The sequence below is a fragment of the Bacillus cereus group sp. MYBK108-1 genome, assembly GCF_051917185.1.
Classification (GTDB): Bacteria; Bacillota; Bacilli; order Bacillales; family Bacillaceae_G; genus Bacillus_A; species Bacillus_A cereus.
The window spans coordinates 106,325-123,935 of sequence record NZ_JBQAHZ010000003.1; the positions used below are offsets into that span (position 1 = coordinate 106,325).

Here is a 17,611-nt window from a genome sequence, read left to right on the forward strand (position 1 = left end):
TTCCGAAAACCGCTCATATATTTTTACACATCTTTTCTATAGACAACTTGGCCATCTATTACGGTCATTTCTGCTTGTACTTCTTTTATTTCTTCTGCCTCAATTTCAAAAATATTGCGGTCTAATATTGTAAAGTCTGCTTCATATCCTTTTGTAATTTGCCCTCGCTTCGCTTCTTTTCCAATTGCATAGGCACTTCCTGTTGTAAATAAAGAAACAGCCTCATATACCGTTAATCTTTCCTCAGGCATATAGCATATACCGTCAATAAAACTTCTACGTGTAACAGCGCTATATATGCCTAGAAACGGATTTACTTGTTCAATGGGAGCGTCTGAGCCACCGTTGCAGTGTAATCCTGCTTCCAGTAACGTCTTCCAAGCGTACGCATAACGAAGACGGTGCTCGCCTAGTTTTTCAATGACTGACGGAAAATCTGATGAAAGAAAGACTGGCTGTATATCGATAATGGCTTGCAAGTTTTTCATTCTTTCTATCAACTCTTCACGAGCAAGCTGACAATGAATAATGCGGTCACGTAACCCTTCTGCTGGTGGATATAATTCGAGTGCATCAATGACATATTCAAGCGATAAGTCACCGATAGTATGAATCGCAACTGGCATATGTAAATCTCGTGCTTTCTTTACTAATTCCGCAAGTTCTTCACGTGAGAAAATCGCAACTCCATTTGTTTCCTTCGCATCTTCATACGGTTCACTTAATAATGCTGTTCTTCCGCCAAAAGAACCGTCAGAGAAAATTTTCATTGCTCCAAATTCAATACAATGTTCATTTTCATATTCTTTTCGTTCATGTGCTACTTCATGGTGAACGAGCAAATGGGCTTTAAATGGCATTTCTTTTATAACGTGAGAAAACGCATTATATGTTTTTCTAAAACCACCATAATAATTTAAATCTTCCGTATGCCCGCCAACAAGTCCGTATTTCCAGCAATCTTTAATCGCTGTTTGCAGAGCTCTTTGTAAATAAGCTTCATCAATTTCTGGCTGAACATGTTTAATTAATTCTTGCCCTTGTTCATATAAAAGCCCTGTTAACTTATTTGATGAATCCCTACCAATTTTCCCGCCTTTTGGATCTTCTGTCGCTGCTGTTATATTCGCTTCTTGCAGTATGTATGCATTCACCCATGTAACGTGACGACAAACTCTCTTTAGTAAAATGGGATGTTCTTTCGAAATTTCATCTAAATCACGCGCGTGAACATCTTTCGTATCTGTAAAGTTATTTTCATTCCATCCTTCTCCAATAATCCAAGAGCCCTTTGGAGCTTCTTCCACTCGCTTCTGAACAAGAGTAAGCACTTCGCCATAAGATGTGCAATTTGATAAATCTAAACGAAGCAATCTCTCCCCATGCCCAATAAGGTGCATGTGGCTATCAACGAGACCTGGAATCATCGTTTTGCCTTTTAAATCGTGCAATGTAACTGCGGCATATTGGTTTTCTAACTCTTCTTTACTTCCAACATCAACGATCGTACCGTTTTCAATGTAAACAGCGTCCACTTTTTCATTTTCTTCTCTCATTGTGTAAATGGTGCCGCCATACCAAATTTCTCCCATATATCCCATCTCCTTTATTTTTTATTGTATAAAAAAAAGCACCATTTCAAAACATGGTGCTTTTCTAAAAATTACTTTTGTTCAGTAGTAGATGTTGTAACTTGCCATTCAATATTAAATTTATCTTTTACTTGTCCGTATGCTGGGCTCCAGAATGTTTCTTGAAGTGGCATGATAACTTCTCCACCTTCTTGTAACTTATCGAATACTTCTTTTGCTTTTTCTGCATTACTAATTTGAATTGCGATTGTTACTTGAGATCCGATTGCATGCCCTTGACCTGGGAATGTATCAGAAATCATAAGATCCGTATTACCAACTTTTAAAGTAGCGTGTAAAACGCGCTCTTTCGCTTCAGCTGGAATCGGGTATTCTGGATTTTCAGGCATGTCACCAAAAGTTTGCATAACTTCTACTTTTGCATCTAAAGCCTCTTTATAAAACTGTACAGCTTCTTGCCCACTACCATCTAAAACTAAGTACGGATTAATACCTAAAATCATACGGACACCTCTTTTTTAAGTTTATAAAATCGAACTTGTGTTCGTTTTTATTTTATCATTGATTTACATTTCATTCAACTATTTACTTCACTGTTTTCAAAATTATTTTGACGGAATCTCCATCTCTTGTTTTCTAAGTTCAATACGGCGAATTTTTCCAGAAATCGTTTTTGGTAGTTCATCTACAAATTCAATTTTGCGAGGGTATTTATATGGTGCAGTGAGTTCTTTGACGTGTTGTTGGAGTGTTGGAATTAATGTTTCTTCGTTCTTTTCTATATTCTCTCTTAATACGATAAATGCCTTCACGACACTTCCACGAATTTCATCAGGACTTGCGACAACTGCACATTCTCTTACGTACGGATGTTTTACAAGAGCATCCTCTACTTCAAACGGCCCGATTGTATAACCAGAACTAATAATGATATCATCACCGCGCCCTTCAAACCAGAAGTAGCCGTCTTCATCTTTCTTCGCTTTATCCCCTGTAATATAATAATCACCGCGGAATTGCATCGCTGTACGTTCATCGTCTTTGTAATATTGTTTAAAGAGGGCTGGCGTTTCAATGTGAACTGCAATATCACCAACTTCGCCTACTTTAACTGGAGTACCTTCCTCATTTACGATATCGACGTGGTTACCTGGCGTTGGTTTCCCCATTGATCCTGGTCTAATATCCATCCCTTTCATTACACCAACAAGTAATGTATTTTCCGTTTGCCCATAGCCGTCTCTTACTGTAATATGAAAGTGCTTTTGGAATGTTTCAATGACTTCTCTATTTAACGGTTCTCCTGCCGATACAGCGCTATGTAATGCCTCTAAATTGTACTGACTTAAATCTTCTACCTTTGCCATTAATCTATACTCAGTCGGTGTACAACAAAGCACATTCACCTTATTATCGTCTAATAAATTCAGGTACGTTTTCGGTTCAAACTTACCGTGATATACAAACCCTGTTGCCCCTGATCCTAAAGTTGCTAAAAACGGGCTCCAAATCCACTTTTGCCAGCCTGGACTAGCTGTTGCCCATACAATATCATTCTCTTCAATTCCGAGCCAATTTGGAGCGCTCGTACGTAAATGAGCGTATGCCCACGCATGTGTATGAACGACACCTTTTGGATTTCCTGTCGTTCCTGACGTGTAAGATAAAAAGACCATATCTTCTTTATCTGTCTTCGCCATTTCTAACATGTCACTCTCTGTTTCTAACGCTGTTTTTAAATTAACCCATCCATCTACTGACTGCTCGCTCAGGACAAATTTTCGAAGAGATTCCATCGCTTCTATATCATCAAACTGCCTAATATACGGCTCATAGCTTACTATCGCTTTTACTTCTCCATGTCCAATTCGATATTCTATATCTTTTTTACGTAACATTTCCGAGCTTGGAATTACGACAAATCCTGCTTTAATAGCAGCAATATACGTCATGTACGCTTCAATTAAACGCGGCATCATAATGAGAAGCTTGTCCCCTTTTTGCAAACCACTTTTTATAAAAGCGTTTCCAATTTTATTCGCACCTTGCATTAATTCAGCGTATGTAACTTCCCTTCGATTCCCTTTATCATCTTGCCAAATTAAAGCTAACTTCCCTTTATCACCTGTATATTTCTCTATTTCAGAAACTAAATTATAAGACGGTGGCGCCAACAATTCTTCTCGCTTCATAAAATATCCTCCCTTTTCTTTATGCCTCCTTTATATAATAAAGAATTTTCTGTTAATTTTGAACCCTCTTCTTTTGACAAATTTTTCAGTTCTGTCGAATTAGTAAACGAAATTACATCGACTTACCGACAAATAGCGACACAACACAAAAAAAGAAAGAGCGGGAGAACCCGCTCTTTCTAAGCCATCATATGGGATTATTTTTGGAAACCGCCTAATTGTTGCTCAGCTAGTGAAACTAGACGTTTAGTGATTTCACCACCAACAGAACCGTTAGCGCGAGCTGTTGCATCAGCTCCAAGTTGAACACCAAACTCTTGAGCGATTTCGTATTTCATTTGGTCTAATGCTGATTCAGCACCAGGAACCGCTAATTTATTTGTGCTACGTGACATGTTATATCACCTCCTTGTGAGTATAGAGTGTGATAAATAACATGACTTCATACACGTTTTAGATATGGTAATTTATGGTTTTAGAAAAGTTCTTCGAATTTTTCTTCTTCCGCCACTACTTCTACCGTTTGTAATACCATTGTTTCTTTGTTCGCTACAGCTTCATCGATTAATGGTGTGAAATCATATTTCGCTTCAAAACGATTTGCTTTTTCACGCTTCGGCTTCGTCGCTGGGCTTGCTGGTGTGAATACAGTACAGCAATCTTCATATGGACGAATTGAAATATCATACGTGCCGATTTCTTCAGCGATTTTAATAATCTCTAATTTATCCATCGTAATAAGCGGACGAATAACTGGGTAGTTTGTTACTTCGTTAATCGTATGCATACTATCTAACGTTTGGCTTGCTACTTGTCCAAGACTTTCACCAGTCGTAATTGCAAGTGCGTTACGCTCCTCAGCAATACGTTCTGTAATACGCATCATCATACGGCGCATAACCGTCATTGAATAGCTAGATGGGATTTCTTTATTAATCGTTTTTTGCACTTCTGTAAACGGAACAAGGTGAAGCGTTACTCGTTTACAATACTTCGTTAACTCTTGCGCTAAATCGATTACTTTTTGTTTTGCACGCTCACTTGTGAAAGGTGGACTATGGAAGTGAACTGCTTCCACAGATACGCCGCGTTTCATCGTTAAGTAAGCTGCTACTGGGCTATCAATACCACCAGAAAGAAGTACCATTACTTTTCCGCCAACGCCAACTGGTAAACCGCCAGCTCCCATACGCTCATCGCACATGATATAGCTATAGCCACTGCGGATCTCTACGCGTACATTTACATCTGGATTATGAACATCTACTGTAATATCTTCTGTGTTTTCTAGAATGTGTCCGCCAATCTCAGGTAATAATTCCATCGTTCTCATTGGGAAATGCTTATAAGAACGGTGTACAGTAATTTTAAATGTTTTCACATCACCTTTTACTTGTAAGAAAGCTGCTAATGCACCTTCTTTAATGTCTTCTAATTCTGATGGTACTTTCATCGCTAAGTTAAACTTATGAATACCAAATACATCCTTCAATCTTTCAGAGACTGCTTCATGATCTTCACCATTTAACTGGATGTACATACGATCGTGTGTTGCATCGATTTTAATATTTGGGAATTTTTTCAGTTTGAACTTCACGTTATCTTTTAATGTGCTTACAAACTTAGAACGGTTCTTACCTTTTGTCGTCATTTCTCCGTAACGCACTAAAATATATTCATATTTCAACATAATTTCTTTACCTCATCACTTCATATAATTTTGGCATCGTCTCTTTTACAATACCTTCAAATTGTTTTACTTCTTCCATTGTGTTTTCTGGTGCCAAACTAATACGAATAGCGCTTGCAGCTGCTGCATGCGGTACTCCCATTGACACTAACACTCTGCTCACTTCATTTGCTTTTGAAGAACAAGCAGATTTCGTTGACACATATACACCGTGTTCTTCTAAAGCATGAACGACTACTTCTGGTTTTAAACCAACAAATGATACATTTAAAATGTGCGGTGCTGCATATGCAAGCGACGTGTTAATCGTTACATCTTCCATCTCTTTAAAGAAACGAACAAGCTCTGCTTGTAAACTTTGCAAATGAGCTACCTTTTCTTTCACTTGTTCCATTGTCATGCGAAGTGCTTTCACCATCGCTACAATGCCAGGTAAATTCTCTGTACCAGAGCGATACTTAAGCTCTTGTTGACCACCTGATAAAATCGGATCTAACCTTACACCATCGCGTACATATAGAAGACCCGTTCCTTTTACACTGTGGAATTTATGTCCAGATATTGAGCAAAGATCAATATGAGACGCATATAAATCAAGCGGTACTTTCCCTATCCCTTGTACATGATCTACATGGAATCTTATTTTCGGATGATTCGATAATAACGTTCCAATTTCAGCAACGGGCTGAATTGCTCCAGTTTCGTTGTTCACATGAATAATTGACACAAGAATCGTATCTTCACGAAGTGCTCGTTTCACATCTTCTACCGACACAACACCATGCTCGTTAACCGGTAAATATGTTACATCAAACCCGAGTTCTTCTAATTGCTTATATGCCTCAAACACAGACGCGTGTTCAATATTTGTTGTAATGATATGTTTGCCGCGCGAACGATTCCTCATCGCTATCCCTTTAATCGCAAGGTTATTCCCTTCTGTTCCACCTGATGTGAAAATAATTTCAGAAGGTTTAACACGAAGAAGCTGCGCTGCAATCGTTCTTGATCGTGTTAATAGACGCTCTGCCTCTCCTCCAAGCGAATGAATAGAAGAAGGATTACCAAAATATTTCCCAGCAACCGTCACGTACGATTGAAGAGCTTCTGGATATGGCTTCGTCGTCGCACTATTATCAAAATAGATCATCGTTCTTCCCCTTTCAGCGCTATCACATCGTATAATCATATCATAAATACGTGTCATTACGCTAAGACTACGCAAAGGTTCCGTTTTATCTCGATTGGTGAAGGCTAATAATTGTCGAGGATGCCCTCCTATTACAGTTTCACTTTATCCCGCATGAACGGGCAATAAGACTCTCACCTCAAAATCCAGTTAGAGCAAAGAAGTTAGGTAGGAGTCGGGCTGTCCGTAAATGCCCGATTGGTGAAGGCTAGTAATCAATGGGGATGAATCCTCCTACTGATTACAGTTTCACTTTATTTTGAAACGAATAACCTTGCTGTATTCCGCTATTCATTATAGCAACATCGTCTGCAAAATTACACAAAAAAACAAACCCTTTTATGAAAGGGTTTGTTCATTGTCTACATATTCAGCTATTTTTTGAACAACGCCAGGTTCAAGTTGCTCTAATACTGAAGCCGCTTGTTCTAAAGCTGCATCATATTGATATTCACGGAATAATTTCTCAGCATAATTTAAACTTTCTGCTAGGTTTTCATCATGACTACGGTAACGGTTACCGTACTGAATTAATTTTTCCACTAAATATGCTTGTCCAATTAACTCTTCTGTCATTTCAGCCACACCGTTCACAGTTGTGTATGCTTCTTCTAAACTGCTATTTACAGCGTTCATATTTAACGGCTTCACTTCTAATTGTTCATATACAGCTTGCATTGCCATTTGCCCTCTTTTTAAATCTTCCATAATACTCTCTGGAAGACCTGGCAAATTCGACTTTTGCATAAAGCGTTTCGTTTCGAAAATAGTATTTCGCATTTCTTGTAACTTCTCACGTGCTTCAAATTCTTCTTTGCGCATCGCTTGCAGCATTTCTTTATATTCTGCATGAAGTACTTTTAACGTTTCACATTGCTCATAAACCTCTTCTAGTTCCTCACGAATAATAGAGAAGGCAATATCTTGTTCTGCAACGCGTAATTGTAGCATTTCAAAACGTTTCGTTAAAATGTGCATTTGCTTTTCAATTACTTTTTGAGACTCAATGTCTTTATCTTGTAACTGATAGCTTTGTTTCACAAGTTGTGTTTCTGTTTTCGTTTCAATCGTTTCGATACGCATTTCTTCTAAGTCATCGTAAACAGAAAGTGTTTTTTGCTCCACATAATGTCTCGCATGTACTTCTTGTTCCAATTGATCGTAGAAGCCATCTAAACGTGTTTTTAAGTTTTCTACTTTTTCAGCCGCTTCTGTTATATGAAGCTCCTGTATATCCATTAAACATGTTTGTAGTTGTTTCGTCATATCGCGAACTTCTTTAGGGACTTCCAAATAATCTAATACATAACCTTGTCTTACCATATCATTATGTCCGTGTAATAAATCTTCCAGCTGAACTGGTAACGTCGCTTGACACTCTACCAATAAATCTGGAATTTGGTGAATAATGATTTCTAAATCTGCTAAACCTTCTTCCAAACTAATAACAATTTCTCTCGCTTTTAAATAGTCGCCATTGTTTGTTGCTTCTTCAAAGGTTTTAAATTTCTCAGATTCAGCGTCTAGCATCTCTTCGATTTTCTGCTCTGCTGCTCCATACATATGTCTATGAGCAAGAACACTCTTTTTCATACTACGATATGTATCACGTAACCCTTCAATTTCCGAGCTATTTTTCTCATGGCTTTCTAACAATTGCTGTAATTCATTTAAAATGTCCGTAATACGATTATCAGCGTCATCTAAACCACTTATGGATTCGTTCATCGCATGCTTTGCTTTTCGGAAGGAGAATTGCGAGGCGAATTTTCGCGCTTGCGCTAAATCTTTGTCAGCTTTCGGAAGGGTTGTTGATACAATTTCATCCCATTCTTCACGCCATTTACCAAACAGTTCTTCTGTTTGACCCGTCATGTTTAAATCTTTTACCCGTTTTAGTTCATCTGCCACAGGTTTATCTTTTATCTCTTGTTTCCACTGCTCCAGTGCTTCAATATCTTTATATGAACGATTTCTTATCACAAGCTCTATCATGAGCAGCACTAGAATAGAGCTTACTACAATGATAACGATCGTCAGGATAGAATCCATGCAAAAAAGCCTCCTAGTTATATCTCTTTTTTTGTCCGTTCCGTTTATGAAATGGAAGGCATTATGTATAAAAAGGGAATTCCCCTATATTTAACAACTAACAATGTACTAATCATACCATGTAATGGTTTGTTTTTGACCTAGTTTTTTTTAAAATTTCATGTTTCTTTCAATGTGATTGTAATCTTTCTCAATATTCCGCCTACCTCACTCCCTATCCTCAAATGATTGTAATAACAAACAATCTTTCGTATGGGATACGAAATAAATTTTCCGCATGAGTGGTGGTTCAACAGAAATTACATGTACATTTCCTTGCCTTACAGACTGCTCTACTGCCCTTTCTGGAAGTAACGTGATACCAAGGCCAGCTTTTACCATTGCAAGCATCGGTTCTGCGTAAGATGTTTCCACAGCTATAGTTGGTTTTACACCTATTTCATGAAACATGTTCATAATCATTTTCCTTACATCACATATTTCTGGATATACAATTAATTTTTCATTGTGCAGCTCTTCTATTTGAATGACTATCTTCTCTTTGTACGGATGATTATTTGAAACGGCACAAACAATTTTCTCTTGTTGCACTTCTTTTATATACGTAGCACCTTCTACTACTGAATCGATGAACATCGCGTCAATCTCCCGCGCTTTAAATAAATCTCTTAATACTTCCGTATGCCCGATTTGCCATTCCACTTCGAACTCATCACCTAATATATTTTTACATTCTGATATGTAATGCTCCGCTAAACTCGGTAGTATACCAATTGAAAACTTCCGGTTCTCTTGATACCCCCTCATTTCTGTTTTCACTTCATTTATTTGCTCCAAAATCGGTAACATTCTTTTTATAAATAACTCTCCTGCCTCCGTTAACTCTACTCCTTGCGCAGAACGTTTAAGTAAAGTAACCTCTAAATCCGCTTCTAACTTTTGAATTTGTTTACTAAGCGCTGGTTGTGATATATGTAAAATCTTACTTGCCTTTGATAAACTTCGCGTATGCTTCACTTCAATAAACGATCGTACTGCCTCCAAATCCATCGTACACACCTCTAACCAAAAGTTATAACCGTTATAAGAAATCGATATTTCCTCCTATAAACAATTACTCTTTATACTTATTTCATCAACTTACTATAACGAAATGTAAAGGGGAAAGATACTCTTGAACAAAAAACAAATGCTACTCGGATCCTTTCTATGCTTACTCGCCGTCACTGCCTGGGGATTTATGTTTCCTGTAATGGCAAGTGCTCTGCAATTTATCGATCCATTCTTCTTCACAACGCTTCGCTATGGATCAGCAGCTATTATTTTTCTTATTTTGCTATTAATTACTGAAGGAAAGACTTCACTCCGCTTAGAAAAAAGAACACTTTCTCTATTCTTTTACGGGACAGTCGGTTTCGCGGGGTATGGTTTTCTCGTTTTCTACGGACAGCAACTTGCCGGACCTTCCGGAGCAATCCATGCAGCTATGATTCAATCCCTTATGCCACTGATTGCCTTATCACTGCAATGGATAACCCAAAATCGCCGCCCACAAAACTATACATTCCTTTGTATGTTCGTTGCATTACTTGGCGTTATGCTTGTCATTTCAAAAGGAAATATTGAATTACTATTTGGAACTGCAAGCCACTTATCAACAAATATATTGATGCTATGCGGCGTTACTTGCTGGGTCATTTATACAAACGGAGGTGCTCGTTTTCAATCTTGGTCACCACTTAGGTACACGACATTAACTTGTTTATTTGGCTCCATTTCACTCATCGTTATTGTTACTTTCTTAACGTACACAAATATAGTTACTATGCCGTCACTGCGTACAGTTGTGAGCGTTCGTTTTGAGCTCTTTTATATGTCGATTATCGCAGGCGTTATCGCTGTATTTTGCTGGAATATGGGAAATCGCTATATTTCATCTATTAACGGCATATTATTTATGAATTTAGTTCCTATCCTTGCACTCATTGGTTCTATCTTTCGAGGTTATACAGTCGATAAAATTGAAATCGCTGGAGCTGCATTAACAATTATCGCGCTATTATGTAACAATTTATGGCAAAGAAAAGTAAACATAAAAATCCCCACCTCAGTTCGTTAGGTGGGGATTCTTCACATATGAACAGCTCTTGGCCATTCATGGTACATATTCGCTTTACATAATGCTTGTTCCATCCATTGCTCAATCTCTTTCGTATACATTTCTATGAAAAATGTCTCAGACGGGAAAGAATGGAGTACTTCTGATATATATTGTGGATATAAAAACGGCATACTTATCATACCTTTTAATTGCGTCATAAACATTGTAAATGATACTTTCTGAAATTCTTGTTTCATTTGTCCTTGTCTAATCATTTGTTCTATATAATATCTTTCTTTAGAAAAATAAACGGTCATCACTTCACGAATTAATGTCGTATCAAGCGAAAGCTCTCGGTAGAAGAAACGTGTTAGTTCTCTATTTTCAAATTGATATCGTAAAATCCCGCGCACCATTTGCACCATCACATCTTTAGCCGACAAATACTCTCTCTGTTCAAACGACATTTCAATCACATGAATATATCCTTCTAAAAAATCAGTAATAAGCTGTTCTAATAAACCTTGCTTCCCAGCAAAATAATATGAAATATTCGCTACATTCACATCCGCTCGCTTTGCAATGTCTCGCACCGATGTTCCATCATACCCTTTCGTATTAAACAACGATATTGCCGCATCAATTACTTTTTGTTTCGTCTGCTTCATGCGCTCACTTCCCCTCACTGAACAGCTATAGTTTAAATTTCTTGACTTTTAAGACAAATTCCTTTAATTTTCTATCGACAAAGTCATGTGAAATACATCGTATTTTGCTAATATTTTACACATCTCGATAAAAAAGGAGCTGTTTCCATGTTTACTAAAGAAAGTTATGCAGGATCTCGCGTGCAGCAATATGAGACAGTAATTAAACAACTGGATGCGTTATTAACTGGCGAATCAAACGTAGTCGCAAACTTATCAAATGCGTCCGCATTATTAAACCAATTTTTAGATCGCGTTAATTGGGTTGGCTTTTACGTAACAGAAGGAAATCAGCTTGTCCTTGGACCGTTCCAAGGAATGCCTGCTTGCGTACGCATTCCATTTGGACGAGGCGTTTGCGGCGTAGCAGCTGAAACGAAAACAACACAGCTTGTAGCAGACGTTCACCAATTCCCAGGTCACATCGCTTGCGATAGTGCTTCTAATTCAGAAATCGTTGTACCGATTGTGAAAGAAGGAGCTGTCATTGGTGTACTTGACATTGATAGTCCTGAAAAGAATCGTTTTGATGAAGTAGATCAGCGCTATTTAGAAAAGTTTGTGGAAACACTCCTAAAACATATGTAAAAAGAAAAGAGCGAGTTATCGATTTAGTACGCCCTGTACAAAACCGATAGCTCACTCTTTTTTCATTGATTTACAGTAGATATTTTCTTTAATGCCTGCTCTAAATCAGAAACGATATCCTCCCACGATTCTAAACCGACTGATAAGCGTATTAAATTATCGAAAATGCCCATTTCTTTTCTTAGTTCAGCTGGAATCGCAGCGTGCGTCATCGTTGCTGGATGCTGAATTAACGTTTCTGTATCTCCTAAACTCACCGCAATTGTAATAAAGTGAAGATCATTAATAAACGCTTGCGTCTCTTCTTTTCCGCCTTTTACTGAAAAAGAAATAACACCGCCCCCGCGTTTCATTTGACGAGATGCTAACTCCCCTTCTGGATACCAAACACCTTCTACCGCATCATGTTTTCTTAGGAACGATACAATTTTTTCTGCATTATCACAATGACGATCCATTCTTACTGCTAACGTCTTTAACCCGCGTAATAATAACCACGCATCAAACGGTGCCATAATACCGCCGATATCCTTTCGCATCGGGCGAATCTTTTCAGCTAATGCTTTCGTTTTACAAATTGTTACGCCCGCTACAACGTCACCGTGACCACCAATATATTTTGTCGCACTATGCACAACAGCGTCACAGCCAAGCTCAAGCGGTCTTTGTAAATAAGGTGAACAAAATGTATTATCAACAATAACAAGTAAGCCATTTCGCTTTGCAACCCGAATCACTTGTTTTAAATCAATTAATTTCATTGTCGGATTAATCGGTGTTTCAACGAAAATAAGCTTTGTATTTGGGCAAATTTTATTTTCAATATCAACCTCTGTCTCCATATCACAAAACGAATGCGTAATCATAAATTTTTCTTCTAACACTTCTAAAAAACCGTACGTGCATCCGTATAATCCATTTGAACAAATAATATGATCTCCAGCCTTTAAAAAACCGATTAAAGTCGCTGAAATAGCTGCCATACCAGATCCGAAGGCAAGTGCTTCTTCTCCTCCTTCTAACACCACCATACGTTCTTCAAATAATTTCACAGTCGGATTTCCAAGCCGTGAGTAAATATAAGATGGATCCACTCCCGCAAAACTCGCCTCTCCTTGCTGCGCAGTCTCAAATGTAAATGTAGAAGTTTGAAATAAAGGTGGTGTTAAACTTCCTTTATGTTCCTTAGGTGTATAACCGTGATGAATTAACGCTGTCTCCATATGCTTCTTTTTCATAAAAACATCCCCCTTATGTTTTTATTGCCGCATATTCATCCATAAAAATTTGATGAACGTTTTCCTTCATTTTATGTAAGCGTTTTATTTGTGTTTCTATCTCTTCTTCTATATTGTTTTAAATTCCTTCTTATATTAACTTCCAAAATTTATATGCATAAAACAAAAACGTACTCGCTTGACGAAACTCTGGGTAAAAGATATAATAGCGTTTGTGTAAAATAAAAAGGCAGCCTTGTAATGTGAGTTTATCGTTTGTATTTTGTTCCTCTACGGAGGTGTATCTCGTAACTCCCTGCTGCTGGAGCGAAGGTACATGAAAACAAAATGCCCGTAAATATCGATTACGTCTGTTTTTATTTTACGTAAATAAAAACATTTTTAAAGGAGGAGTCAACTATGGCTCGTTATACAGGTCCAGCTTGGAAACTGTCTCGTCGTCTTGGAATCTCTCTAAGCGGCACAGGAAAAGAATTAGAAAAACGCCCTTACGCACCAGGTCCTCACGGTCCTAACCAACGTAAGAAACTTTCAGAATACGGTTTACAATTACAAGAGAAACAAAAACTTCGTCACATGTACGGCATGACTGAGCGTCAATTCCGTCGCACATTTGACCAAGCAGGTAAAATGCCTGGTAAGCACGGCGAAAACTTCATGATCCTTCTTGAAGCTCGTCTTGACAACTTAGTTTACCGTATGGGCTTAGCTCGCACTCGTCGTGCAGCTCGCCAATTAGTAAACCACGGTCACATCATGGTTGATGGCGCTCGCGTAGATATCCCATCTTACCGTGTAAAACCTGGTCAAACTATCAGCGTTCGCGAAAAATCTAACAGCCTTGTTGTTGTTAAAGAAGCGATCGAAGTTAACAACTTCGTACCAGAATATTTAACTTTCGATGCTGACAAATTAGAAGCTACTTACACTCGTCACGCTGAGCGTTCTGAGTTACCAGCTGAAATCAACGAAGCATTAATCGTAGAGTTCTACTCTCGTTAATCTCGGTACTCTGCAAAGAGTATTATTAAAAGCCTTAGGAACCTTGTTTATCAAGGGGCCTGGGCTTTTTTTATTGAATATAGCCGATTATATGTATAGAAACAGACTAATGTAATAAAATAAAAAAGAACTGCAAGTCTATAGTTAATAAAACTTAACCCTCTCTCTAGAATTTCATTTGTTTTTTATCCACATTAATAAAAACCTCTCCCTTCTTCTAACACTTAAAAACACTACATTCTATCCCATAACTCATTTTTCTTTGCTGTACTCTCCTTTTGTTAACATGATTTTTACAACGTATTTATTTGCACATAATCTATACCTTCCCTTTTTCTATTTACATTCAACCTTAAAAACCTCTTCATCACCCGAGCATCCGAATGAGATTAAAAAACTTAATGAACAAGTTTTTGTTTTCCGAATAATTAGAACATCACATTTACAACCTCTTCCTTAAATTGGTATTATTTTTTTTGTAAGGGGGAGGGAAAGATCATGTCTTTAAATATGTATCTCGGTGAAGTACAAGCTCAAACAGAAAGTATGAACTCTTTCTGTACCGCTACTATTCAAGGTATGGAACAAATTATTCATTCTATTGACGCTTTTGCATTGGATACTGTTCTACAAGGACAAACATATAGCAGTGCAAAAGCATATTTCTTACAAACCTTTCGTCCGTTAGCACAAGGAATCATTTACTTATGCGAAGAATTAATCCGTCAAAATGATGCTTTTCCAAGAGACTTTCAATCACAGGTAGCTTCTACAGATGTTATCGAACAAGAAATATTAGAACAAATTCGAGAAATTGACCGAATGATAGCAAGTACGGAAGCGCTCAACCAAACTATGCCGATCCCAGGTATGGACGCTATGGTAAATCTTTTTACTGTCATGAGGCAAAAAATGCAAGAAAAATTAGAACATCTATATAAATTTAATTATACTTCTAGTAATAATTATGATACTGCACTCCAACTAGCCGCTAGCATTGCGACAGGTTTGGCGGAAGTTCAAAGTGGAAAAGGTTTTAGTCCTGCAAGTGGTACATTTAGTACACAAGGGTTGAATATGGAGTGGACGGGTCCTATTCAAGCAATTACAGAAAGTAAAACTCGTAAAGCACAAATTGAAAAAGCAATTGCTTTACGAGAACAAGAAGCCAATAGACCATGGTATGAAAAAACAGCTATCAGTACTTGGGAATTTATGAAAGAATTTTTTCAAGGCGCTGGCAGCGCGGCTTTCGAAAGCGTTACTGGACTAGAATCACCTGATAATGATGAATTAGAAAGCAAGTTAACTTATCAAGCGGGAAGGTTCACGGGAAATGTTATAGCAGGAGCGGCTTCCATTATAGAAATTCTAGAAGGCCTTACCGTCATAGGCGGCTCTAATTTTTTAACTCTAGTCGCAACAGTAGGAACTGGTGGATTAGCATCACCAATTGCTATTACGTTTGATGCAGCTGCTACAACGGCTGGAGTTAGTCTTGTTGGACATGGTGTATTTGTTGGGCGTAATGCAATTCAAAATGGTAAGGATACTCTTCAAAAGTTCCACTCTTCTTCTAATGGGACTAGTGGTAGAATAAAGGAGAAAGCCGATGCTAACAACCTTCAAAAATCCCAGTCTTCTAGCGAGGTTGGTAATAGTGTTAAGAATACAGAAAAAATACGGATTGTTGATGGAAAAAAACAATATAATGTAAACGGAAAATGGTTAACAGATAAACAATTTTCCGCTCTTCGCCAGAAAGCTGTTCGCCACGCATGGAGACAAGAGAAAGAATTAATTAAAAAAACTGGAAAAGGAACGAGAGATTGGACCCCTGCAGAAAAACTAGAGTTATTACAAACAGGAAAAGTGAAAGGCTACGAGGGACAGCATATGAAATCCGCTAATGAATACCCTGATTTTGCTGGTGAACCAGATAACATTCAATTTTTAAAGGGAAGGAATATGGATGTAAACGAACATCTTGACGCCCATCGTGGGAATTATCACAATCCTACAAATGGCTACTATACTCCTAAGAATGATAGTATGACTGACTTTGGAGACGTTGTGCCTTGGAAACATGAATAGAGGGAGATGGTTTTATGCTAAGAAAATATTATTCAAAAAACAATCATTTACAACCATTTTTTGAGGAAGTTAATAAATATGTAGATGGTATTCATAACCTAAATAATGGAATCAGCTTAGAAGATATAACAAGCCTTCAAAATGAACTTAACATTCAAATTCCTGATATATATAAAGATTTTCTCCAAGTGTGTAATGGCGGAGAATTATTTATACCTGGAACAGTCCTGTCAGAAATTCATAAAGCTGCTCAGGGCCCAAAACAGCGTGGTGGCTCTTATCTAAATGATTCGTTTAAAAAAGAACGAAGACCGACAAAGATGCCAGACACGTATTTAATCATCGCAGATTTAAACTATGGTGACTCGATATGTATAGACTTAGAATCAAGCAATGGATACGATGCAACGGTAATACAATGGGATAGGGAGACTCACAGCGTTTCTAGATCATGGAATGGTTTGGTGGAATGGTTAATGGATACCTTAGACGAAGGATCATTACTAGTAGATTATGATGGTAATGAAAAAGATTTAGACTTTTAACATGAATAGTAAAAGTGGAGCCACAAGAATTAATTCCTATCTATTCATAATTTTATATTAAAGAAAAACAATATTATTTTAAATATAAAAAAAGAAAATCCGACTCACAAGAGCCGGATTTCTTCATTTAACTAAAATTTATACCGTTCTATTCGATTTCGAACGTTTAATTGCGCAAGATAGACTAACACAACACCTCATTGGAAAAAACTCGCTCTAAAGTGGACAAAAAGAGATAATGAGTATTTGATAAAAGACGAAATACCAAAAGACTATTTCAAAATTCATGAATAAGAAGGTGCAAATATGAAATTATACTTTAAAGATACTGAAATAGGTGAAATTAGAGACATTTTTGCAGAAACACCATGGATGTATGGAACAATACATTTAAATGATAATAGTAAACCCTATCAAGAATATTTTCGTGAAATGGTAGACGAAGACAGTACTTTTGACTTTGAAACTATTGATCCTGAATTTCTAGATGATGAAAATTGGTCCGTTTTCGATGAAAACGAAGGGAAATATTTAGGAATCGACATTCCAGCAATCCACATTGAAGATACAACGATTGCATGGCGATGGAGATAAAAATCACACAAAGGAGAACACCTGATT

Annotated in this window: 16 protein-coding genes; 6 read left to right on the top strand and 10 right to left on the bottom strand. The window is 37.5% G+C overall.

What is annotated here, in order from left to right; translation table 11 throughout:
• Positions 1-23 precede the first annotated feature (23 nt).
• The 8 genes from ACTFSL_RS06910 to ACTFSL_RS06945 all read right to left on the bottom strand — a co-directional run bounded on the left by ACTFSL_RS06910 (position 24) and on the right by ACTFSL_RS06945 (position 9,765).
• Positions 24-1,592 (bottom strand): amidohydrolase, encoded by a 1,569-nt coding sequence (locus tag ACTFSL_RS06910; protein WP_440041414.1) that lies wholly within the window; start codon positions 1,590-1,592, stop codon positions 24-26.
• A gap of 71 nt (positions 1,593-1,663) precedes the next feature.
• Entirely contained in the window at positions 1,664-2,095 is a 432-nt protein-coding gene (locus ACTFSL_RS06915) for a VOC family protein (RefSeq protein ID WP_000600350.1), read from the bottom strand.
• A gap of 102 nt (positions 2,096-2,197) precedes the next feature.
• A complete protein-coding gene (mbcS, locus tag ACTFSL_RS06920; protein ID WP_000817774.1) occupies positions 2,198-3,784 on the bottom strand; it encodes an acyl-CoA synthetase MbcS in 1,587 nt (528 codons plus the stop codon).
• 197 nt (positions 3,785-3,981) lie between these two features.
• Positions 3,982-4,179 (bottom strand): alpha/beta-type small acid-soluble spore protein, encoded by a 198-nt coding sequence (locus tag ACTFSL_RS06925; protein WP_000091639.1) that lies wholly within the window; start codon positions 4,177-4,179, stop codon positions 3,982-3,984.
• Between the two features lie 80 nt (positions 4,180-4,259).
• On the bottom strand, positions 4,260-5,474 hold the full coding sequence (gene thiI / locus ACTFSL_RS06930; protein WP_000922337.1) for a tRNA uracil 4-sulfurtransferase ThiI: 1,215 nt from the start codon (positions 5,472-5,474) through the stop codon (positions 4,260-4,262).
• A 7-nt stretch (positions 5,475-5,481) separates the two neighbouring features.
• Entirely contained in the window at positions 5,482-6,624 is a 1,143-nt protein-coding gene (locus tag ACTFSL_RS06935; RefSeq protein ID WP_440041416.1) for a cysteine desulfurase family protein, read from the bottom strand.
• A gap of 378 nt (positions 6,625-7,002) precedes the next feature.
• Entirely contained in the window at positions 7,003-8,715 is a 1,713-nt protein-coding gene (gene ezrA, locus ACTFSL_RS06940) for a septation ring formation regulator EzrA (protein WP_000377303.1), read from the bottom strand.
• 207 nt (positions 8,716-8,922) lie between these two features.
• The gene (locus ACTFSL_RS06945; protein ID WP_071740844.1) at positions 8,923-9,765 is read right to left on the bottom strand and encodes a LysR family transcriptional regulator; all 843 of its coding nucleotides are present in this window, start codon (positions 9,763-9,765) and stop codon (positions 8,923-8,925) included.
• 124 nt (positions 9,766-9,889) lie between these two features.
• Between ACTFSL_RS06945 and ACTFSL_RS06950 the strand changes: the two genes are divergently transcribed.
• Positions 9,890-10,834: a DMT family transporter gene (locus tag ACTFSL_RS06950; protein ID WP_119683994.1), complete on the top strand. Its 945-nt coding sequence runs from the start codon at positions 9,890-9,892 to the stop codon at positions 10,832-10,834.
• A gap of 11 nt (positions 10,835-10,845) precedes the next feature.
• Here ACTFSL_RS06950 and refZ read toward each other — a convergent pair whose 3' ends face one another.
• On the bottom strand, positions 10,846-11,484 hold the full coding sequence (gene refZ / locus ACTFSL_RS06955) for a forespore capture DNA-binding protein RefZ (RefSeq protein ID WP_000814923.1): 639 nt from the start codon (positions 11,482-11,484) through the stop codon (positions 10,846-10,848).
• Positions 11,485-11,631: 147 nt separating this feature from the next.
• On the opposite strand from refZ, the gene ACTFSL_RS06960 reads away from it, so the two are divergent.
• On the top strand, positions 11,632-12,111 hold the full coding sequence (locus ACTFSL_RS06960; protein ID WP_000494340.1) for a GAF domain-containing protein: 480 nt from the start codon (positions 11,632-11,634) through the stop codon (positions 12,109-12,111).
• A 62-nt stretch (positions 12,112-12,173) separates the two neighbouring features.
• Here the strand turns inward: ACTFSL_RS06960 and megL are convergent, their stop codons facing one another.
• Entirely contained in the window at positions 12,174-13,349 is a 1,176-nt protein-coding gene (megL, locus tag ACTFSL_RS06965; protein ID WP_440041418.1) for a methionine gamma-lyase, read from the bottom strand.
• Positions 13,350-13,748: 399 nt separating this feature from the next.
• On the opposite strand from megL, the gene rpsD reads away from it, so the two are divergent.
• From rpsD to ACTFSL_RS06985, 4 genes are all read left to right on the top strand, one after another.
• On the top strand, positions 13,749-14,351 hold the full coding sequence (gene rpsD, locus ACTFSL_RS06970) for a 30S ribosomal protein S4 (RefSeq protein WP_000135317.1): 603 nt from the start codon (positions 13,749-13,751) through the stop codon (positions 14,349-14,351).
• 498 nt (positions 14,352-14,849) lie between these two features.
• The gene (locus ACTFSL_RS06975) at positions 14,850-16,445 is read left to right on the top strand and encodes a T7SS effector LXG polymorphic toxin (RefSeq protein ID WP_440041419.1); all 1,596 of its coding nucleotides are present in this window, start codon (positions 14,850-14,852) and stop codon (positions 16,443-16,445) included.
• Between the two features lie 14 nt (positions 16,446-16,459).
• Complete coding sequence (locus ACTFSL_RS06980; protein WP_440041421.1) at positions 16,460-16,990, top strand: SMI1/KNR4 family protein; 531 nt, start codon at positions 16,460-16,462, stop codon at positions 16,988-16,990.
• A 306-nt stretch (positions 16,991-17,296) separates the two neighbouring features.
• The gene (locus tag ACTFSL_RS06985) at positions 17,297-17,584 is read left to right on the top strand and encodes a hypothetical protein (protein WP_251186742.1); all 288 of its coding nucleotides are present in this window, start codon (positions 17,297-17,299) and stop codon (positions 17,582-17,584) included.
• The last annotated feature ends 27 nt before the right edge of the window (positions 17,585-17,611 follow it).